We start from the raw sequence: 21,611 nt of genomic DNA, 5'->3' as shown, positions 1-21,611 counted from the left end.
TGGTCACACCTGCAACACACCCAGATTGAATTGCTTCTCAATGGGTGCATGGTTGGCCGCTTCGATTCCCATGGAAATCCATTTTCGGGTGTCAAGAGGATCTATAATCGCGTCCGTCCACAATCGGGCTGCGGCATAATAAGGTGAAATTTGGTCATCATACCGTTGTTTGATCTTGTCAAAAAGGGCTTTTTCCTTCTCAGGGTCCAAGGGCTCCCCATTTTTCTCCAAAGATGCTTTTTCAATTTGCAATAAAACTTTGGCAGCAGAATTTCCACTCATTACAGCAAGTTCGGCACTGGGCCATGCCACGATCAGTCTAGGGTCATATGCTTTTCCGCACATGGCATAATTTCCGGCTCCGTAGCTGTTGCCTATCACAATGGTAAATTTGGGCACAACGGAATTGCTCACCGCATTCACCATTTTGGCACCATCCTTTATGATGCCGCCATGTTCACTTTTACTACCCACCATGAATCCCGTAACATCTTGAAGGAACACCAACGGAATTTTCTTTTGATTACAATTGGCAATAAAACGGGTGGCCTTGTCCGCAGAATCGGAATAGATGACGCCGCCAAATTGCATTTCGCCTTGTTTGGTCTTCACCACCTTACGCTGATTGGCCACAATACCTACGGCCCAGCCATCGATTCGGGCGTAGCCGGTCAGAATGGTTTTGCCATAACCTTCCTTATATTGTTCAAATTCGGAATTGTCCACCAACCGTTTGATGATTTCCAACATATCGTATTGGTCCGTACGCGAAGCGGGAAGGATACCATAGATGTCCTCTGGATTTTCTGTAGGCTTTTTGGCCTCCACACGATTGAAACCGGCTTTTTCAAAATCCCCGATTTTATCTACAATATTTTTGATCTTGTCCAAGGCATCCATATCGTCCTTGGCCTTGTAATCGGTGACACCACTGATTTCGGAATGGGTAGTGGCGCCGCCCAACGTTTCATTGTCAATACTTTCCCCGATGGCAGCCTTGACCAGATAACTTCCTGCTAAAAAGATGCTTCCGGTTTTGTCCACGATCAATGCCTCATCACTCATAATGGGCAAGTAGGCACCACCGGCCACACAACTTCCCATCACCGCGGCAATTTGGGTAATTCCCATGCTGCTCATGATGGCATTGTTTCTGAAAATGCGACCAAAATGTTCCTTGTCCGGGAAAATTTCATCTTGCATGGGGAGGTAAACCCCGGCACTGTCCACCAAGTAAATAATGGGCAGTTTGTTTTCCATGGCAATTTCCTGTGCCCTTAAATTCTTCTTTCCTGTGATGGGAAACCAAGCTCCAGCTTTTACGGTGGCATCGTTGGCGACCACCACACATTGTTTTCCCTTCACATAGCCAACCTTCACCACAACCCCTCCCGAAGGGCAGCCGCCATGTTCGGCGTACATGCCATCACCTGCAAACGCACCAATTTCGATTGTAGGAGCATTTTTGTCCAACAAATAATCGATGCGCTCCCTGGCCGACATTTTACCTTGGGCATGCAGTTTTTCAATCCGCTTTTTGCCGCCTCCCAGTTTCACTTCGGCAAGTCTTCTTCGTAACTCGGAGAGTTTTAGTTTATTATGGTCTTCGTTTTTATTGAAGGTAAGGTCCATTTTCGTCCAAATTCGTTTAGTCGGCTAAAGATAAGGAGTTATAGGAATTAACCTTTATTGCTTGTTGGGATATATTGTTGGGGCGAGTTGTCAGTTCGAGTTTTTTCACTTGTGAAAAAGTATCGAGAACTAGGGTTTATACGAGAAAATGAACATTCTCGATACAATTTTTTTCGCAATCGCTCCAAAAATCACTCGAATTGACCTGGACGTCTGAAAGCATGTAGGGAATCATTACTTTTGGCATATATGGAAAGCAAAATCAGATGGGGCGTTGTGGGCCCAGGAAAAATAGCCAGGAAATTTGCGTCGGACCTGCAATTGGTTGAAGATGCTACAATCACCAGCGTAGGATCAAGAAATTTGAAAAGGGCACAGGAGTTTGCCGATGAGTTCGATGTGCCACACGTTTTTGGCAGTTATGAAGAACTGTTTCAATCTACCGAAGTAGACGTCCTCTACATAGCCACACCACATAATTTTCATAAAGATTTGGCCATAATGGCCATGGAACACGGGAAACATATTCTGTGTGAAAAACCATTGGGAATAAGTAGGGCAGAAGTTATGGAGATGGTGGCAGCTTCCAAACGAAACAATGTTTTCTTGATGGAGGCCATGTGGTCTCGTTTTAATCCTACCATCCAGAAGGTAAAGCAAATGATCGATGATGGCGAACTGGGCAAGCTTTGCTACCTACACGCCGATTTCGCCTTTTATGCCTTGGACAGGGATGAAAGTTCCAGAATTTGGAATCTAAATCTAGCTTCAAGTTCTTTACTGGACATCGGAATCTATCCTATTTTTCTTTCCTATTTATTGTTGGGAATGCCGAAGAAGATTTTGGCCACTTCCAATTTTCATCCCAACGGAACGGAACTACAGACCAGTATGATTTTTGATTACGACGGGGCACACGCGGTTTTGTATTCTGGATTGACCAGTCGGTCTAGCATGATTGCCGAAATTTCTTGTACCGAAGGAGAATTGCTGTTAAATTCCAGATGGCACGAAGCGGATGGGTACAGATTGTCCAAAGATGGGGACGAAGAAGAATTCCCAATGCCATTGACCGGGATTGGGTACTACTATGAAATCATGGAAGTGAACAAATGTCTCAAGGCCAAACAGATTGAAAGTAAGCTCTGGTCGCATCAAAATAGCCTTGATTTATTGGAATTGCTCGACACTGTGCGTGAAAAATGTGGAATTACCTTTCCTTTTGAAACATAATCCAAGGCTTAGTCTTTGCATTATTTCATTTTTTACGATATTTGGGCTTCTTCAGAACAATTACTAATGGGAATGAACAAGAACACGGTGCTCGCTTGGGCCACATGGATCATGATTTTTGTAGGACTGGGAATGATTGCACTGGGTGCCTTCAAATATGATGAAGTTGCTGGATATGGTTTCGCAGCGGTAGGTATCGGTTTTTTTGCCATCGCATGGGTATTCAATGCCCTCAAAGGTCGTGTGTGACCACTCTTTTCACTAATAGTTAAAAAAACAACCAATGTCAGACGATAAAAAGGTCATTTTTTCAATGTCCGGGGTCACCAAGACCTATAAAACGGCCAATACACCTGTACTCAAAAATATATACCTGAGCTTTTTCTATGGAGCCAAAATTGGGATCTTGGGTCTCAATGGTTCTGGTAAATCCACTTTGCTGAAGATTATTGCTGGGGTAGACAAAAACTATCAGGGCGATGTGGTCTTCTCCCCAGGATATACAGTAGGATATTTGGAGCAGGAACCACTTCTTGATGAAAGCAAGACGGTTCTGGAAATTGTAAAGGAAGGTGTTGCTGATACCGTTGCCATTTTGGACGAATACAATAAGATCAACGATATGTTCGGTTTGCCCGAGGTCTATGAGGACCCGGACAAGATGCAAAAGCTGATGGATAAGCAGGCCGCACTTCAAGACCAGATTGATGCGTCCAACGCTTGGGAACTTGATACCAAGTTGGAAATAGCCATGGATGCGCTCCGCACTCCCGAATCTGACAAAAAAATCGGAGTGCTGTCCGGTGGGGAAAGAAGACGGGTGGCCCTGTGCCGTTTGTTGCTACAGGAACCCGATGTGCTACTGTTGGATGAGCCCACCAACCACTTGGATGCAGAATCCGTACATTGGTTGGAGCACCATTTGGCACAATATAAAGGAACAGTGATTGCCGTTACCCACGACCGTTACTTTTTGGACAATGTGGCCGGATGGATCCTGGAGTTGGACAGGGGAGAAGGTATCCCCTGGAAAGGAAACTATTCAGGCTGGTTGGACCAAAAGGCCAAACGTTTGGCCCAAGAGAGCAAGCAGGCCTCCAAACGTCAAAAAACTTTGGAACGAGAGCTGGAATGGGTGCGCCAAGGAGCCAAGGGAAGACAGGCCAAGCAAAAGGCTCGTTTGAGCAACTACGACAAATTGCTCAGCCAAGACCAAAAACAGGTAGAGGAGAAATTGGAAATCTATATCCCCAATGGACCAAGATTGGGCACCAATGTGATCGAGGCCAAGGGAGTAAGCAAAGCTTACGGTGATAAATTGCTCTATGAAGACTTGAACTTTAACCTTCCACAAGCAGGTATTGTGGGAATCATTGGCCCCAACGGTGCCGGTAAGACCACTATTTTCAGGATGATCATGGGCGAGGAAACACCTGATAAAGGGGAGTTCGTTGTTGGTGATACAGCCAAGCTGGCCTATGTGGACCAGAGCCACTCCAACATCGATCCAGAAAAATCCATCTGGGAAAATTTCAGCGATGGACAGGAATTGGTGATGATGGGAGGGAAGCAAGTAAATTCAAGGGCCTATCTCAGCCGTTTCAATTTCTCCGGAAGCGAACAGAACAAGAAGGTGAACATGCTCTCAGGAGGGGAAAGGAACCGACTCCATTTGGCGATGACCCTGAAAGAAGAAGGTAACGTGTTGCTTCTGGATGAGCCCACCAACGACTTGGATGTGAACACACTTCGGGCCTTGGAAGAAGGTCTGGAGAATTTTGCAGGCTGTGCGGTGATCATTTCTCACGACAGATGGTTCTTGGATAGGATCTGTACGCACATCCTTGCCTTTGAAGGCGATTCACAAGTGTACTTCTTTGAAGGTTCTTTCTCTGACTATGAGGAAAACAAAAAGAAACGCTTGGGTGCGGATATTATGCCCAAGCGTATCAAATATAAAAAGTTGACGAGGTAGGGACGTTTATTGCCCCCCCATATTTTTTAATCCGGTCTCCAAAAGTTTTTTGGCTTTGTCCAAATAGGCTTTTTGATGTGCAGAAAGACTATTGGGGTCTTCATCCCCACCCAAGGGTGTAGTTCCTATGGTTTTAGACAGTTCCACGAGGTTCTGGATGGCCTGTTCGGCGGATTGTAACTTGTCGTTTGCGTGTTTTTCGAAGACTTTGACCATTTCAAGTTCCATGGAATTGGCACTGCCAGTTTCAAGTTTCACACTGGGAGTAGCTTCATCCTCAGCAACAGTGGCGGTGGTTGAAACCCCCAAAGTACACTGATCTATAAAGGTGATGAGTTCACTGATTTCAGCCATTCCCTTTTTAGTAAAGAAGCGACCGGCTTCCCAGTCGGCAGGTGCTATGGCCTTGTCCAAGGTCTCCATCGCATCGATGGTTTTGTCCTCTGTTTTGGCGCAATCACACTCATCCATAAAAGATTTGGCATTTTCCAATGCTTCCCAGGCCCTTTCGGCATAGTACATCTGATGCTCAAAATTGGTGGCCGCCATTGCTTTTTTGCAATGGTTGAGGGCATAGGTCACCTTGGAATAAAAATTGTCACATTGGTAGGGGTAAGTAGCCTGTATGGCCAAAAAGAAGGCCAATGCTACTAGAACAAGGGATTTGGGAGCCATGATCAAGTATTAGATTTGGTTAATAGTTTGTTATGTAAACGGTGAAATCTTGTGATTATTTCGTACTATCAAAAATCATCGTTGGGATACCAATCCAATTGTACCACTTTGATGTCAGGATTTCCTTGGTTGACAAGCTCTTTGAACTTGGCCACATCGCTTACATCGGGCCTGCCCCTAAAATGATAGGGATATACCTCTTTGGGTTTAAATTCGAGAACGGCATCGGCGGCACTTTCCACGGTCATGGTATAAGGTAAGTTCATACACACAAAGGCCTTATCAATATTTTTCAGGGCACGCATTTCTGGAATATCCTCTGTATCCCCAGAAAAATAGAGGCGTCCTCCGCCAAAGGTGATCACATAACCATTGCCCCTACCTTTGGTATGGAAGTCCAATGCCTCCTCCCTAAGATTGTACATGGGAATGGCTTCTATGCCAATTCCTGAAAATTCCTTTGTCTCACCATTGCCCATTATTTCCAGGCTTAAACCTGAATCCCCGGGAATTTGGTCGGCAACGGCTTGAGGGAGCACTATGGTAACTCCATCCGTGTCCAGTTCTTGAAGGGTCTCCAAGTTGAAATGGTCCCCATGGATGTCGGTGATCAAGATCAGGTCTGGTGATTTTTGTCCTTCAAAAATGGATTTGCCCCCAACGGGATCTATATATAAGGTAACATCCCCCAGTTCCAAAACTGCGGTGGCGTGTTCGATGGGTATGATCTTCGCTTCGGCCATTGTTTCCACTTCGGTTTGGGTTTCCACTTGGGCAGCTTCTTCTTTTTGGGGTGCTTTTTCTTTACAGGCAATGGTAAGGCCAAGGGCAAAGACCATTGCTATGATACTTTTTTTCATGGTGTGATGCTATTGATGTTACCCTAAAATTAAGGTATAAGCATTGTAATGAAGATTTTTTGATGTTTTTTTTTCTTTAATAATCCAAATTATAATCTGGAGCGTATATAAACCAAACACAATTGATTAAAAAACCTTAAACGAGAAATCAATTAATACAAAAAGTTATGACTGAAACAAAGAATAACAACGGATTGAAGGTAATAGCAGGTTTGTTGGGTGTGGTTCTTTTGGGAACCATCATATACACCGTGAGTCTTTACCAGGATAAAAAGAAAACTACAGACGCTCTTACACAGGAAAAAGAATTGGTTGTTTCTGATTTGAACAACTTGAAGTCTGAGTATGACAAAGCCATTTTGGAAAGCAATGCTACCAATGAAGAATTGGTTGCTGCACGTGACAACATTGCAAAGTACATTGATTCTGTACAAGGAATGAAAGCTGATATCGCTTCTTTGTCCCGCTACAGAAGGCAAGTGGATGTCTTGAAGGCTGAAAGGGAAAAATTGTTGAAGCAAGTGGATTCCTTGACACAGTCCAACAGCTTGTTGGCCATGCAACGTGACAGCACGTTCACTGAATTGGAAAAACAGACTGTTTTCAACGATTCCCTAGTGGTACAGAACACCCAATTGGCCGATGCTGTTGAAAGAGGTTCCGCTCTTAGCCTTTCCAGCTTCACTGTGGATGCAGTTAGGGAAAGAAACAGTGGTAAATTGGTATCCACTTCCAGGGCCAAGGCAACTGACAAGTTCAAAGTATGCTTTACCGTGGCCGATAACGTAATCGCTGAGGCTGGTGACAGAGAATTCTATATCGAGGTTCTTGATCCACAAGGCAACGTTTTGGGAGATAGCTACACTAAATCTACAGAAGAAGGTGCCAATATCACCTACAGCAAAGGAACCAATTTCTACTATGAGAACAGCAACTTGGATGTTTGTGACTACATCAACAAGCCAGGTGATGAGTTCCCTAAAGGAAACTATATGGTAAATGTATATGACAACAAATTGAAGTTGTTGGGTACTTCCAAATTCGAGTTGAAATAATTACACACTATCCATAAATGCAAAAAGCCCGTCCTCAATTGGACGGGCTTTTTTTTGGATAAAAGTCTTTTAAAACTATTTCAGGCTACCCACCATATCCTCAGGGCGCACCCATTCGTCATACTCTTCCGAGGTAACATATCCTAAATTGACGGCCTCTTCACGCAACGTGGTCCCGTTCTTGTGCGCTGTGTTGGCAATCTCAGCCGCTTTGTAGTAACCAATTTTGGTGTTCAAGGCAGTTACCAACATCAACGAATTGTTCAATAAGGTCTTGATCACATCATGGTTTGGTTCTATGCCTATGGCACAGTTCTCATCAAAACTCACAGAAGCGTCGCCCAACAATTCGGCAGATTGTAAGATGTTTGCAGCCATCATGGGTTTGAACACGTTCAACTCATAATGCCCTTGGGTACCACCCACAGCAATGGCCACATCGTTGCCCAATACTTGAGCGCAGACCATGGTCATGGCCTCGCATTGGGTAGGGTTCACTTTTCCGGGCATAATGGAACTACCGGGTTCATTGGCAGGGATGATGATTTCTCCAATACCGGAGCGGGGTCCGGAAGCCATCATCCGTATATCGTTCGCAATTTTGTTCAAAGAAACCGCCAATTGTTTCAGACCACCATGACTCTCCACAATGGCATCGTGGGCTGCAAGGGCCTCAAACTTATTTTCAGCAGTCACAAAAGGAAGTCCAGTAAACTGGGCAATATATTTGGCCACGAGCACATCGTAGCCTTCAGGTGTGTTCAGGCCAGTACCGACTGCTGTTCCACCAAGCGCAAGTTCTCCCAAGTGTGGCAAGGTGTTCTTCAGTGCCTTGATACCATGTTCCAATTGGGAAACATAACCCGAAAATTCCTGTCCCAAGGTCAGGGGAGTGGCATCCATAAGGTGGGTACGGCCAATTTTGACCACATTTTTGAACTCCTTGGACTTTTTCTCCAAGGTATTTTTGAGTTGCTCCACACCGGGAATGGTCACTTCCACAATCTTTTTATAGGCAGCAATGTGCATACCGGTCGGGAACGTATCGTTGGAGGATTGGCTCTTGTTCACATCGTCGTTGGGCTGTATTGTTTTTTCGCCCTCACCGATTTTCTTGCCTGCTATTTCATGGGCTCTGTTGGCAATGACCTCGTTCACGTTCATGTTGCTCTGTGTACCAGAACCCGTTTGCCAGATTACCAAGGGAAATTGGTCGTCGTGCTTGCCCTCCAGGATTTCATCGCACACTTGGGCAATAAGGTCCCTTTTTTCCTGACTCAACACACCTAGCTCATGGTTGGCGTAGGCGGCTGCTTTTTTCAGGTAGGCAAAACCGTAAACAATGTCCAAGGGCATGGATGCCGATGGTCCAATTTTAAAATTGTTGCGGGAACGCTCGGTCTGGGCCCCCCAATATTTGTCCGCAGGCACTTTTACCTCGCCCATGGTATCCTTTTCAATCCTAAAACTCATTTTCTAAAAAATTTATATCCACAAAGGTAGTGGATAGGGCAGTCATATGGTAGGGGATTGGGTGAAATGCACTTTTTTTTCACTTGTGATTTGTTTTTTTTCAGAAGAAGAGGGTATCTTTGTAAGAACTAAAGGAAGAAAAATGTTTGACTTTGACCAGTATTTAGGTTTTTTAGCTTTTTTGACAATTTTGACCATCGGATTTTGGTTGATGATTTTCTTGTTGACCTTTGTGGTCCCTTACTGGTTGATAGGCAACCTACGGGAAATGTATAAAGAACGCAAAGAGGCCAAACGGGCCCAATTGAATAAATAAAAAAAGAAGCCAAATTGACTTCTTTTTTGTTTTTGGGCATTTTTGATTATTCTTCACAAAATTAATATCATATGCCTTTGTCTTTATGGATAAACTCCATTTCATGATTTCTTCGAAGAGCCAAATCTAGATGGATGAAAGGAAAAATTTAGATATCCAACAAATAAAAAAGGAGCCTAATGGGCTCCTTTTCTAGTTAAGTAAAGTTGGTCTTTATTTTAGAATTGGCCTTCGCCTTCTTCAAAATCCCCCTGTCTTTCCTGATTCTGACGGTTACGTTCCTTGGCTTGGTTGAACCTGTACATGAACGAAAGGTTTACCTGCCTTCTTCTCCATTGGAACTCACTGTCCGAGGTAAAGGTTGGTGTTTGTGTGAAAGATTGTCGTTTTCTGGAGTTGAACACATCACTCACGTTCAACGAAAGGGTAGCCTTGTCCTTGAACAGATCCTTGCTCATGGCGAGGTTCAAGGAGAACATGGCCTTATCCTCGGTCTGCGCATTCTGCCTTGGACCCATATAGAACGAATTTGCCTGTAGGTCTATCTTGGCAGGAAGGGTGAACTTGGAACTCAATCGGGCAAACCAACTGGAATTCTCTGTGCCATAATCCACGCCGTTGAAGAAACCATCGGTCTTGAATGTGAAAAAGTTGAAGCTACTGTTCAATCGCAACCATTTCACAGGGCTGTAGATCATGCCCGCTTCAGCACCGATACGCTCATTGGTGGAGAGGTTGATGGGGATAGATCGGATGATCTGGATACCATCTGAAGTCACTTCGCCGGTTTCTTCCTGAATACGCTCAAAGGAATTGGTCTCCCTTTGGTAATATACGGATGATGTGAAGGTAAGCTCTTTCCATCGTTTCAAATATCCAATATCGAATGCATTGGCATAGGCGGGATCCAAATCGGGATTACCTTGGAACACGTTGGTCCTACTAGATCGTGAGGGGAACGGGTTGATGAACCAACCTCTGGGCCTGTTGATCCTTCGGTTATATCCGATGGACACATTGGCCGATTCGGAAATTTCATAAATAAAGTTGATCGTTGGGAAGAGCCCAAGATAGTTCTTGTCAAAATTCAGGTCCACATCCTCGCCCAAAATCTCTTCCAGTGCCTCACTGTCAATTTCGGAATCCACGCTACCCTTCATCTGGGTGTTTTCCAAGCGAAGTCCCAAAAGGGCAGAAAACTTACCAAACTTGTTCCCATATTGGGTGTAAAGCGCGTTCACGTTCTCATGGTAGGTGAAGATATTCGTCAGATCTTGATTGGTTTCGAACTGGCCAGAGGCTGGGTCAAAAATATCCAGTTGATAATCATTGACCTCCTTTTCAAAAGTCCCCCGGTAACCTGCTTCAAACTGAGCCTCACCCATGGGCAGTACATAATCGATCTGCGCTAGGATATCGTCTTGATTTTGTTTCTCGTAAATGTTTTCCCAGGCCAATAGGCTATCGGTTGGAAAAATCCTGTTTTCCTCGATGTTGGTGAACACGGACTCGTCGTCGTATGAGTATTGCAGGTCGGCTGTCAGTTTATGACCTTCACTGTTGAAGTTGTTGGTATAGTTGAGCGATACCTGATAGCTGCTTTCATCTTCGCCTTGGTCTTCGCTCCTAAAAGTGCGGCTGTCCAGACTGTTGTCGGAGAAGCGTTGGTTGTCGTTTTCGGTCAAATCATTTCCATCGGACAATCTGTAGAAAAAGCTACCTGTTATCGATGATTTTTCCGTGAGGAAATATTCCATCCCTATGTTTGCATTGAAACCATTGTTCTGTCTTTCGGAATCCCTTTCCTCCAGAATACGGTCAAATTCGCTGGCATCGGTAAGGTAATTGTTGTCAAATCGGCCCCCACCCGGAGATTCATTGTAATAATATCCCAAGGTGTTGAAAATGTTGAATTTCTCGGTCCTTATATTGAAGTTGGTGGTTACCCTGGTGTTCAAGGGAACCCCGGCAGTGATGTTCACAGAACCGTTCATACCCAAGGTCTTCTCCTTTTTCAGGACGATGTTGAGGATACCTGCGGTTCCTTCGGCATCGTAGCGAGCTGAAGGGCTGGTGATCACCTCTACTTTCTCAATGGCATCCGCTGGCAATTGTTGCAACACATCGGTAGACCCAAAACCGGCTAGGGCAGAGGGTTTGCCATTGATCAAGATACGAACATTCTCATTTCCCCTGAGACTGATACCACCTTCCACATCCACGGATACGGATGGGATATTGTTGAGGGCATCACTGACGTTGCCGCCGCTCGTGGTGATGTCCTTTCCTATATTATAGACTTTTTTGTCCAAACGTACTTCCACAGTGGTCTTTTCCCCGACCACTTCCACTTCTTGCAATTGTGCAACGTCTGGGGCCAATCGAATAGCGCCCAAATCGGTGGATGACGTATAATTCTGTCCGTTAAGCGCATAGGTCTTATAGGACATATATTCCACTCGGATATTGTAGGTGCCAGGTGAGGTTTCAACTTCGAAAGCACCGCTTGGATCAGTGATTCCTCCGGTAACTTGACTGGGGTCGTCCGCTTTTTGCAGTACAAAAGTGGCATACTCCAAGGGTTGTCCACTGTCGGAATCCAATATTTTTCCTGAAATGGTGATGGATTTTTGGTTTTGCTGGGCTTGACCTATACATGGAATAAGGGCCAACAGCAACAACGGGATAATAATCCGGTGCATAGTTTGATTTTAGATCGCAAATGTGTAGGGAAAAAAAGTGGTGAAGAAATTATTATCCCCAAACAACGCATTTGGGCCTGTGAATGACCTTAAAGAATTGTTAATCTTTTTTCTTCTTCTTTTTCTTGACCTTTTTGGTGTTGAACCTGTTTTCCTGTAGTTCCAAGAATGCGTTGTATTTGTCTTCGGGCAATCCGGCCTTTAGCTCTTCATTTTGTCTCCGCTCGATCTTCTCTATTTCCTCCTTCATTTGTAGGGGTTCCAGTTGCAAGATCTGCAATTCTATCCGTTGCTGCACGGATTGCACCAAGGAAGTCCTGACCACGGCCTGCTCAAAGGGGTCCAAGCCCAAGGCCTCGGTGATGGAAGGCATTTGGTCGTCCACAATTTCATCTGCAGTGGGAGGGGTTTCGTCTTTTTTGGATTCTGTGGGTCCAGCCTGTGGAACCATGTTCCGCTGTCTTCCGTACCTGCTGCCATAGCCATAGGGCGAACCATAGCCATATTGGGCAACCAAATCGTTTATGGAAAATAGCCCCAGCAGAAAGGCAAGAAAAAATAAGGTCTGGATTCGTTTCATAATTTTAAAGATAAGATTTTGGCCGTATTTATAGGGCCATCTTGTGTTAAATTCAAGAATATCAGGTCAAAGTAAAGTCTTGATCGTTTCCGGTGGGCGACCTATAACCGCTTTGTTGCCTTTCACCACAATGGGTCGTTCGATGAGTTTGGGATGTTCAACCATGGCCCGGATGATCTGGTCGTCCGACAGTTCTTTTCCCTTATAGTTTTCCTTCCAAATGGCTTCATTTTTCCGAACTAGGTCAATGGGGGCTATGTTTAGATAACCGATCAGTGACTTGAGCTCTTCTTTGGTGGGAACATCTTCCAGATATTTGACCATCTCAAAATCCTTTCCCGATTTCTCCAAGATTTCCAATCCTTCCCTTGATTTTCCACATCTAGGGTTGTGATATATTTTCAACATTTCTATTCTTCCTTTTGTCCCATCATCATCAGATAGGCCTTTAAAAATGGATTGATTTCACCGTCCATCACGGCATCTACATTTCCGGTTTCCTCTCCGGTCCGAACGTCTTTTACCAATTTGTAAGGATGCATCACATAGTTTCGGATCTGCGAACCCCATTCGATTTTCATCTTGGAGGATTCAATTTCCGCCCGGGCCTCTTGTTTTTTCCGCAGTTCTATCTCATACAACTGGGATTTCAACATTTTCAGGGCAGTTGCCCTATTGTCGTGCTGGGAACGGGAGTCGGAACAGGAAATCTGTATGCCCGTAGGTTTGTGGAACAATTGTACCTTGGTCTCCACCTTGTTCACGTTCTGTCCACCCGCGCCACTGGAGCGTGCGGTGGTGATTTCGATATCCGAAGGGTTGATCTCGATTTCAATGGTATCGTCCACCAGCGGATACACATACACAGAGGCAAACGAAGTGTGCCTCTTGGCATTGCTGTCAAAAGGGGAGATGCGGACCAGTCGGTGCACGCCATTTTCACCCTTGAGCCATCCAAAGGCATATTCCCCATCAATCTCAAGGGTCACGGTCTTTATGCCCGCCACATCGCCTTCCTGATAGTTAAGTTCCTTTACGGTATAACCACTTTTTTCGGCCCACATGAGGTACATCCGCATGAGCATGGATGCCCAGTCACAACTTTCCGTACCTCCGGCACCAGCGGTTATCTGAAGGACAGCGGTGAGTTCGTCACCTTCATCGGAGAGCATGTTCTTGAATTCCAGGTTCTCGATGGCCTCCAGTGCCTTTTTCAATTGATTGGAGACTTCCTCGCTTGAAACCTCACCCGCTTGCTGAAATTCCACCAGAACTTCGAGGTCACCGACCAAGGTTTTGGCCTCTTCATAGTCCTCCACCCATTTTTTCTTGAACTTGAGGGATTGCATTTGTTTTTGGGCCTCTTGTGGATTGTCCCAAAAACTTGGAGCGAGGGTCTTTTCTTCCTCGTTCTCTATTTCAATAAGTTTGGCATCGATGTCAAAGATACCTCCTTAACGCACCAAGGCGCTCAATAAGATCTTTCTGCTGATCTGTAGTTACCATGTAATCTATTTTCGGCAAAAATAGGTTTCTTTTGGCACAAAAAATAATCTATTGCTGTTGTTGTTCCGCAGCCTTTACCAGTACCGAATATTTGGTCTCGTTGCCGCCCAAGGTATACACCACGCCCTTCAAAGGGGCACAATCCGTGTAATCCTTTCCGTGGCAGACCTTTATATGATTGTGGTTGGCCAGTAGATTGTTGGTGGGGTCAAACCCGATCCATCCCACATTGGGGACAAAGGCCTCGGCCCATGCATGCATCTGTGAATCACCAAAAAAACCTATGCCCTGGTGCAGATAGCCCGAAACGTACCTGCAGGGTACACCATTCTGCTTGGCTATGGCGCAGAACAAATGGGTAAAGTCCTGACAGACGCCATGCCGTTTCTCTATGATTTCCTCCAAGGGAGTGTCCACATCAGTAACGCCGGTCTTGAAATAGAGCTGTATGAAGACCCAATGGTTCAGATCGACCAAATTTTCAAAAATGGACTTGCTCCTATCAAACAGGAAGATATTCGCATGTTTCTCCGGGAGGGAAGTCAATCTGGTCTTGCGAAGATAGGGCTCATGGTCCACCTTGAAGTCAAGGCTGTCCAGTATCCGGAGCTCATCGGCCAAATCGAGGGGCAGTTCAAAATCGAATGGATTGATTTCCTTTTTGGTGAGCTTGAAATGGGCATTGAAGGTGATGTGGTCTATTTCCCGCTTGGAACGTACCTGTACCGTTTTGAAGCCCAATCCGTTTTCGGAGACACTGTTCCGTTCGCCCAGATCGTTTTCAAAATGCCAATAGCTCACCTCTTGGGTGTCGTTGTCCTCTGGGATGACCAAGAACTGCCAAAAGGCTTCGCTCAGCCCTTTTTCGTAGGAGTTCTGGGTGTCGTAATCTATTTCATATTCATACAACATGTGGCGACCATTCAATCCTGCCAAGTTAGTCAGTAGTTGAAGAATTCCTTCTCCATGTTCTCACTAATTTTGAACATCTTATTAAGGATCAGATCCAAGTTGCCCTGAATGTCTTCCTGCACGTCCTCAATTTGTTTGAACTCAAACTCGGCCCTTATTTTCCCCACCATGAAGGCCGTGGAACTTTTGTCGTACTCTACTTTTTTGTCCAACTCCTGAATGTGCTTGTGCACTTGGTTGATGCAGTTCATGAGCGACCTCGGACATTTTCCGTTCAAAATCAGGAACTCTAAGGTCGACGTACTGTTCGGTGATTTTTTGTACAAGCGGCGCATCATGTCATAGCTCTCGGCACATTTGAGCAGGGTGGTCCATTCAAAACTGTTGCCGATAGGATCGCCATAGCTGCCTTGGGCCATGAGGGCATCGTTGGATTTGGTGTTGATGATGCGCGTGATCTGTATGGCCCTTTCGATGTTCACCCCCAGCATAATGATGGCATACACCTCGTCATGCAATAAGGTGCCCCTGATCTTGCCCCGGAGAACAGCCGTCATTTCCGTTACGTTCACCGTAAAATCGTAGAGATTGGTCTTCACAAAAAGGTCTTTGGGGTAGTTCATCACAAAGTGATAGAACTTGTTCAGGCTCTCATACAGTTCGGTGGAGATCAAATCACGTGAACAGTTGGCGTTTTCCCTCGCATATTTGATGCTGCTGATGATGGAATAGTTTTTCTCGGGATTGAGCCCGATATCAAAGAGCACATCCTCTTCTTCCAGCTGGAGGGCATCGTCATGGACCGGGTCGCCCACCATGAAGAGCATGGACCGCAACACAAACTGTCTGGATTGCGACAGTTGGTTGGGTGCATCCAACGAAGAAAAATAATTGACGTTCATAAACCGGGCTATATGTTCCGCCCGTTCAATATACCTGCCCATCCAGAACAGGTTGTTGGCCACTCTTGCTAGCATAATGTTCTTATTGTTTTAGTACCCAAGTGTCCTTGGATCCCCCACCTTGGGAAGAGTTCACGATCAAATTGCCTTCTTTCAATGCCACACGGGTCAAACCGCCTTTCAGCACAAATTGTTTGTCCTGGCCCAAAACGGTAAAGGTCCTAAGGTCCACATGTCGTTGTTCAAAGGATTCATTCTGGTCTATATAGGTAGGGTGCACCGAGAGGGACATGATAGGTTGGGCCACAAATTTCCTCGGATTGGCCTTCACCTTGATTTTTACTTCTTCAATTTCGGCCTTCGTCAGTTTATTTCCTATGGAAATACCGTACCCACCCGCTTCGTCAACCGGTTTCACTACCAATTCGGCTACGTGATCGAGCACATATTGTAGCTCATCGGGTCTGCTACAGTGATAGGTATGCACGTTTTTGAGAATGGGTTCCTCATTCAAATAATATTTGATGATGTCCGGCACATAGGTGTAAATGGCCTTATCGTCCGCCACCCCGGTGCCGGGGGCGTTGGCAAGGGTCACGTTTCCTTTTCGGTAAGCGGCGAACAAGCCGGGCACTCCCAAGGAGGAATCGGGGTTGAACTCCATGGGGTCGATGAACAGGTCGTCGATTCTCCGGTATACCACATCCACTCGAACAGGGCCTTGTGTGGTTTTCATGTAGACAAAATCATTCTCCACAAAAAGATCGCGACCTTCCACCAATTCCACGCCCATGGCCTTGGCCAGATAGGAATGCTCGTAATAAGCGGAATTGAACATGCCGGGGGTGATCACCACACAAACGGGCGAATCCACTCCCGGTGGTTTTACGCTTTCCAATAGATTGAGCAGGTTTTCCGCATAATCGGTAACAGTATATGTTTTATAATGGTTGAACACGCCAAATAATGCACGTTTTAGGGCAGTTCGGTTACAGATCACATAACTGACCCCGGACGGGCAGCGGATATTGTCTTCCAATACATAATAATTGCCATCGGCGTGTTTAATGATATCCGTTCCTGAAATATGGTTGTAGATCTTGCTCGGTGGGTCCACATCCATCATTTGGTGCAAATAGTTGGGGGAGGAACTCAAAAGTTCAATGGGCACGATCTTGTCCTTGACAATCTTTTTGTCATGGTACACATCCCATAAAAAATGGTTCAGGGCCAGACTTCGTTGGATGGCCCCTTTTTCGATCACATCCCATTCTTTAGGGTCAATAATCCTTGGAAACAGGTCAAAGGGAAAAATTTTCTCTTGGCTCTGTTTGTCGCCATAGACCTGAAAAGTGATTCCCTGGTTGAAAAAGGAGGATTTTGCCTTGTTGTTCAGAGTAACATAGTTCTCAATGGACCGGGATCCATAGAGATCTAAAAGCTTCTTGTACACGGACTTGACATTTCCGTCGTTACCGAAGACCTCATCAAAGAGCCCATCCTTTCTAACGTAACTTGAAAAGATGGTTTTGTTCGTGTTTGCCCCCATATTCTTTTTTTAGTAAAATATGGATTTTCAGCTTCTTATGCCATGAACATTACATAAAAAAGGAGCTTCAAAAAAAGGAAACAAGCAAAAATAGGCCTCTATTTTTACTAAATTGAACATAGTGACCAACTCCGATCTTGGACAGATTTTTTTAAAATGATTTCCCTACTTTTAAGGTCTATTTCAAACCAAACTATGAAGAACACCATCAACCTTGCTGCGGCATTCCTTTTAATGGGATCGGCCATGATGGCCCAAACTTTTGAAAAGACCAAGGATTTTCAAAAATTCAGCGGTTATTTCAATTTTTATTATGATGACGGATCGGATAAGATCTACCTGCAAGTGGATGACCTGGACAAAGAATTTTTGTATGTCTATTCCCTGAGCAGTGGTATTGGGAGCAATGATATTGGTTTGGATAGAGGCCAACTGGGGAACGAGCAGGTCGTTTTCTTCAAAAAGGCAGGGAACAAGTTGCTCTTGGTGCAGCCCAACCAGACTTTTAGGGCCATCACAGATAACGAACTCGAAAAAAAATCAGTGGAGCAGGCCTTTGCCAAGTCGGTCCTGCACGGATTCAAGATAGAAGAACAGTCCAAAGGGAGTTACCTTATCGATTTTACCGACTTCTTGATGCGTGATGCGCACGGCGTTTCCAATAGGCTGAAAAGGAGCAAGCAGGGTACCTATAGTTTGGATGCGAGCAAAAGTGCCTTGGCCTTTGACCGTACCAAAGCATTTCCTAAGAATGTGGAGTTTGATGTGACCTTGACGTTCAAGGGCACTCCCGAAGGGGCATGGATCCGATCGGTGACCCCGGACCCCAGTTTGGTGACCGTGGCCCAGCATCATTCCTTGGTACAATTGCCGGACAATAAATACAAAAAAAGGGCCTTTGACCCCCGTAGTGGATCATTCCCTTTTTCCTACTATGATTATGCCACACCTGTTCAGGAACCAATCCTGAAACAGTTTGTGCGTAGACATCGGTTACAGAAGAAAAATCCATCTGCATCGGTCAGTGAAGCGGTGGAGCCCATCATTTATTATTTGGACAATGGCACCCCCGAACCTATCCGTTCCGCTCTGTTGGAAGGCGGAAAATGGTGGAACCAGGCCTTCGAGGCCATCGGGTACAAGGATGCGTTCCAAGTGAAGATCCTTCCAGATGACGCAGACCCCATGGATGTCCGTTATAATGTGATCCAATGGGTGCACCGTTCCACGAGGGGATGGAGCTACGGCGCCAGTGTCATCGACCCGCGAACAGGGGAGATCATCAAAGGCCATGTGAGTTTGGGAAGTTTGCGAATCCGTCAGGACTTTATGATTGCCCAAGCGCTCATGAACAAACCTTTTGCGGAGCGGGACGATAATTACCAGCCGATGTTGGACCTTGCCTTGGCCCGTATCCGCCAATTGTCCGCCCACGAAATCGGGCACACCCTGGGTTTTGCCCACAACTTTGCTGCAAGCCCGAACAACAGGGCTTCTGTCATGGACTATCCGCACCCACAATTTGAATTGAACGGTAATACCATCAGTTTTGCCAATGCCTATGACACGGGCATTGGGGAATGGGATAAGGTGATCGTGGCCTATTCCTATACCGATTTCCCTTCGGGAACCAACGAACGGGATGCCCTGAACGGTATCTTGAAAAAGGCCCAGGACGATGGGCTGCGTTATATTTCGGACCAAGATGCCCGCGCAACAGGCGGAGCCCATTTGCTCGCCCATTTGTGGGACAATGGGAAGAGTCCCAGTCAAGAATTGGAAAGCATGTTGAAGATCAGGGAAAAGGCCATCGCCCAATTTTCCGTTGACAATATCAGAACAGGAGAGGCCTATTCCACTTTGGAAGATGTTTTTGTGCCCGTATATTTTTTCCATAGGTACCAGACAGAGGCCGTGTCGAAGATAATAGGAGGTCTGGATTACAATTATGCGGTTAAAGGGGACGGGCAGACCCCTGTTAAACCCGTGAACGAAGCCGTTCAGGAAAAAGCATTGGAATCCATACTGAAAACATTGGACGCCAAGGTCATTGCCATACCTAAGGACAAACTGGATCTTTTCCCGCCACGGGCCATTGGTTTTTCCCGATCCAGGGAATCCTTCAAAGGGAGGACCGGAGTGAGTTTTGATGCCCTTTCTGTGGCCGAAACGGCTGCTGATATGACCTTGGGATTATTGTTGCACCCAGAACGCGCTTCCCGATTGATCCAACAGAAAAGTTTGGACAAAAACCAATTGGGCCTTCAGGAAGTGTTGGAGGAGACCATCAAAAATACTTTTGATCTTTCCCACAGGGATGCCTACGAGGAAGAAGTACAGAACACCATCAATTTTAGGGTGCTCTACCATATCATGAACTTGGCCGCACACAATGACGTACATCCGCAAGTGAATGCCATGGCCAATGAAACCCTTAAAAGTTTGAAGACCCAGTTGCTGGGCAATGGGAAGAGTGCGATTTCCGCAGAAATGGTGAAGCGCATCGACAATTTTATGGAAGAACCTTCGGAGTTCAAACTGATTCCGGTCCCAGATATTCCCGATGGCTCACCCATCGGAATGGATTGTATGGACTAGCACGATGATTTAGTATATGGAGATAAATTTGATCAGTGATACAGTCACTAGGCCCACTTCGGCCATGTTGGAGGCCATGATGAACGCTAAAGTTGGTGACGATGTTTTTAAGAACGACCCCACCGTAAATGAACTGGAAGCCAAAGTGGCCGACTATTTTGGAATGGAAGCCGCGCTATTTTTTCCTAGCGGTACCATGACCAACCAAACGGCCATCAAGATACACACACAGCCCGGAGATCAGTTGATCTGCGATAAATATGCGCACATCTATAATTATGAAGGTGGCGGGGTGAGCTTCAATAGCGGTGTTTCCTGTAGGTTGGTGGATGGCAATAGGGGCATGATGACCGCCAAGCAGGTGGAGGAATCCATCAATCCCCCTGATTTTTACCACAGCCCATTGACCACATTGGTCTGTATCGAAAACACCACGAACAAAGGGGGAGGGGCCTGCTGGGATTTTGGGGAGCTCCAAAAAATAAGGAAAGTCTGTGACGACCATCATCTAAAATACCATTTGGACGGAGCCCGATTGTGGAATGCCTTGGTGAAAAATGGAGAAGATCCAAAAGATTACGGAACCCTTTTTGATACCATAAGCGTCTGTTTGAGCAAGGGCATGGGATGCCCCGTAGGTTCTGTTTTGGTAGGGTCAAGGGAACATATTGACAAGGCGCTGCGCATCCGAAAGGTATTTGGTGGAGGTATGCGCCAATCTGGATTTTTGGCCGCGGCCGGCATTTATGCCATGGATCATCATATTGAACGACTGGCCGATGACCACAACAAAGCAGCGGAAATTGGAAAAATCCTTTCCGGGCTGGACTTTATCAAAAAAGTGGAGCCCATAGAGACCAATATCATCATTTTTGAAATTGATGAGTCCAAAATGACCTCCAAACGATTTCTGGACCAATTGGCAGAAAACCAAGTTTCCATTATTGGTATGGGACAGGGAAAACTGCGCATTGTGACCCATTTGGACTATACCGATGAGATGCACCTGCATTTTTTGAAAGTCCTGAAAAGTATAGGATAGTTGTCACTTCGATTGGGTCGAGAAGCTCTCGACTAGACATTCAACTTGACAAATTTAAAATGTCCCCTTGAGGCCTGCCTGCCGCAGGCAGGGGACTTTAGGGGTGTGGCTACTTCATAAAAGCATCCATCCCCGGGATATTGGGCATGCCTTCCTTGGCCACGGCCGCCAATTCGGTCTCGTTTACCTTGGTCGCCTTTTCAATGGCCTTGTTCAGGGTGAGTATCAGATAGTCCTCCAATTGCTCCTTGTCCGCAAGCAGGGAATCGTCAATGGAAATCGATTTGATCTGCCGATTGGCCGTGAGGGTCACTTTCAATGCTCCGTCCGATGATTGCTCATCGATCATCACGGTGTTCAACCGTTCCTTGGTGGCTTCTACTTTCTTTTGGGTTTCTTTCAGTTTCCCCATCATTCCCATCAAATCTCCAAACATAGGTTCAAATTTTATGATTATAGACTAAGTGTCAACATATAATATTTATATCTGAATTGTCACGTCGAGCGCAGTCGAGACGTTTTGTCAAATCCTTCGACTGCGCTCAGGAAGACAAAAGTCCATAAAGGCAAACAATTAAATATGCTGTACGTTTGGACAAAA

Annotated in this window: 18 protein-coding genes; 6 read left to right on the top strand and 12 right to left on the bottom strand. The window is 45.6% G+C overall.

What is annotated here, in order from left to right; translation table 11 throughout:
• Positions 1-3: 3 nt before the first annotated feature.
• Complete coding sequence (locus tag DB398_RS12060) at positions 4-1,632, bottom strand: acyl-CoA carboxylase subunit beta (RefSeq protein WP_108424648.1); 1,629 nt, start codon at positions 1,630-1,632, stop codon at positions 4-6.
• 249 nt (positions 1,633-1,881) lie between these two features.
• Here DB398_RS12060 and DB398_RS12055 point away from each other — a divergent pair, with 249 nt between their 5' ends.
• The 3 genes from DB398_RS12055 to ettA all read left to right on the top strand — a co-directional run bounded on the left by DB398_RS12055 (position 1,882) and on the right by ettA (position 4,840).
• Complete coding sequence (locus tag DB398_RS12055; RefSeq protein WP_108424647.1) at positions 1,882-2,865, top strand: Gfo/Idh/MocA family protein; 984 nt, start codon at positions 1,882-1,884, stop codon at positions 2,863-2,865.
• A gap of 72 nt (positions 2,866-2,937) precedes the next feature.
• On the top strand, positions 2,938-3,114 hold the full coding sequence (locus DB398_RS18465; protein ID WP_168796318.1) for a CAL67264 family membrane protein: 177 nt from the start codon (positions 2,938-2,940) through the stop codon (positions 3,112-3,114).
• 34 nt (positions 3,115-3,148) lie between these two features.
• Positions 3,149-4,840 carry an energy-dependent translational throttle protein EttA gene (gene ettA / locus DB398_RS12045; RefSeq protein WP_108424646.1) on the top strand — a complete coding sequence of 564 codons (1,692 nt, stop codon included), beginning with the start codon at positions 3,149-3,151 and terminating at the stop codon, positions 4,838-4,840.
• A gap of 6 nt (positions 4,841-4,846) precedes the next feature.
• Here the strand turns inward: ettA and DB398_RS12040 are convergent, their stop codons facing one another.
• Entirely contained in the window at positions 4,847-5,515 is a 669-nt protein-coding gene (locus DB398_RS12040) for a hypothetical protein (RefSeq protein ID WP_108424645.1), read from the bottom strand.
• Between the two features lie 68 nt (positions 5,516-5,583).
• Complete coding sequence (locus DB398_RS12035) at positions 5,584-6,375, bottom strand: MBL fold metallo-hydrolase (protein WP_108424644.1); 792 nt, start codon at positions 6,373-6,375, stop codon at positions 5,584-5,586.
• Between the two features lie 167 nt (positions 6,376-6,542).
• Between DB398_RS12035 and DB398_RS12030 the strand changes: the two genes are divergently transcribed.
• The gene (locus tag DB398_RS12030; RefSeq protein ID WP_108424643.1) at positions 6,543-7,430 is read left to right on the top strand and encodes a hypothetical protein; all 888 of its coding nucleotides are present in this window, start codon (positions 6,543-6,545) and stop codon (positions 7,428-7,430) included.
• Positions 7,431-7,505: 75 nt separating this feature from the next.
• Here DB398_RS12030 and fumC read toward each other — a convergent pair whose 3' ends face one another.
• The 8 genes from fumC to DB398_RS11985 all read right to left on the bottom strand — a co-directional run bounded on the left by fumC (position 7,506) and on the right by DB398_RS11985 (position 17,370).
• Entirely contained in the window at positions 7,506-8,903 is a 1,398-nt protein-coding gene (gene fumC / locus DB398_RS12025) for a class II fumarate hydratase (protein ID WP_108424642.1), read from the bottom strand.
• 534 nt (positions 8,904-9,437) lie between these two features.
• Positions 9,438-11,921: a TonB-dependent receptor gene (locus DB398_RS12015; protein ID WP_108424640.1), complete on the bottom strand. Its 2,484-nt coding sequence runs from the start codon at positions 11,919-11,921 to the stop codon at positions 9,438-9,440.
• 100 nt (positions 11,922-12,021) lie between these two features.
• On the bottom strand, positions 12,022-12,501 hold the full coding sequence (locus DB398_RS12010) for a hypothetical protein (RefSeq protein WP_108424639.1): 480 nt from the start codon (positions 12,499-12,501) through the stop codon (positions 12,022-12,024).
• A 66-nt stretch (positions 12,502-12,567) separates the two neighbouring features.
• A complete protein-coding gene (gene arsC, locus DB398_RS12005) occupies positions 12,568-12,909 on the bottom strand; it encodes an arsenate reductase (glutaredoxin) (RefSeq protein WP_108424638.1) in 342 nt (113 codons plus the stop codon).
• A 2-nt stretch (positions 12,910-12,911) separates the two neighbouring features.
• Positions 12,912-14,007 (bottom strand): peptide chain release factor 2 gene (gene prfB, locus DB398_RS12000; RefSeq protein WP_159076424.1). Its coding sequence is split into 2 segments (ribosomal slippage): positions 12,912-13,943 and positions 13,945-14,007, totalling 1,095 coding nucleotides; the frame shifts between segments, so codons are not numbered across the junction.
• Positions 14,008-14,055: 48 nt separating this feature from the next.
• Positions 14,056-14,943 (bottom strand): transglutaminase-like domain-containing protein, encoded by an 888-nt coding sequence (locus tag DB398_RS11995; RefSeq protein WP_234416244.1) that lies wholly within the window; start codon positions 14,941-14,943, stop codon positions 14,056-14,058.
• Between the two features lie 5 nt (positions 14,944-14,948).
• Entirely contained in the window at positions 14,949-15,896 is a 948-nt protein-coding gene (locus DB398_RS11990; RefSeq protein WP_108424636.1) for an alpha-E domain-containing protein, read from the bottom strand.
• Between the two features lie 7 nt (positions 15,897-15,903).
• Positions 15,904-17,370: a circularly permuted type 2 ATP-grasp protein gene (locus tag DB398_RS11985; protein ID WP_108424635.1), complete on the bottom strand. Its 1,467-nt coding sequence runs from the start codon at positions 17,368-17,370 to the stop codon at positions 15,904-15,906.
• Positions 17,371-17,565: 195 nt separating this feature from the next.
• On the opposite strand from DB398_RS11985, the gene DB398_RS11980 reads away from it, so the two are divergent.
• A complete protein-coding gene (locus DB398_RS11980) occupies positions 17,566-19,968 on the top strand; it encodes a zinc-dependent metalloprotease (protein WP_108424634.1) in 2,403 nt (800 codons plus the stop codon).
• 16 nt (positions 19,969-19,984) lie between these two features.
• Complete coding sequence (locus DB398_RS11975; RefSeq protein ID WP_108424633.1) at positions 19,985-21,010, top strand: threonine aldolase family protein; 1,026 nt, start codon at positions 19,985-19,987, stop codon at positions 21,008-21,010.
• A gap of 109 nt (positions 21,011-21,119) precedes the next feature.
• On the opposite strand, the gene DB398_RS11970 is transcribed toward DB398_RS11975, so the two are convergent.
• Positions 21,120-21,446: a YbaB/EbfC family nucleoid-associated protein gene (locus DB398_RS11970; RefSeq protein ID WP_108424632.1), complete on the bottom strand. Its 327-nt coding sequence runs from the start codon at positions 21,444-21,446 to the stop codon at positions 21,120-21,122.
• Between the last annotated feature and the right edge of the window lie 165 nt (positions 21,447-21,611).

It is taken from the genome of Flagellimonas amoyensis (assembly GCF_003058265.1).
Lineage (GTDB): Bacteria > Bacteroidota > Bacteroidia > Flavobacteriales > Flavobacteriaceae > Flagellimonas > Flagellimonas amoyensis.
The sequence above is the reverse complement of the archived record's forward strand: the minus strand, read 5'-3'. Positions and strand labels throughout refer to the sequence as shown.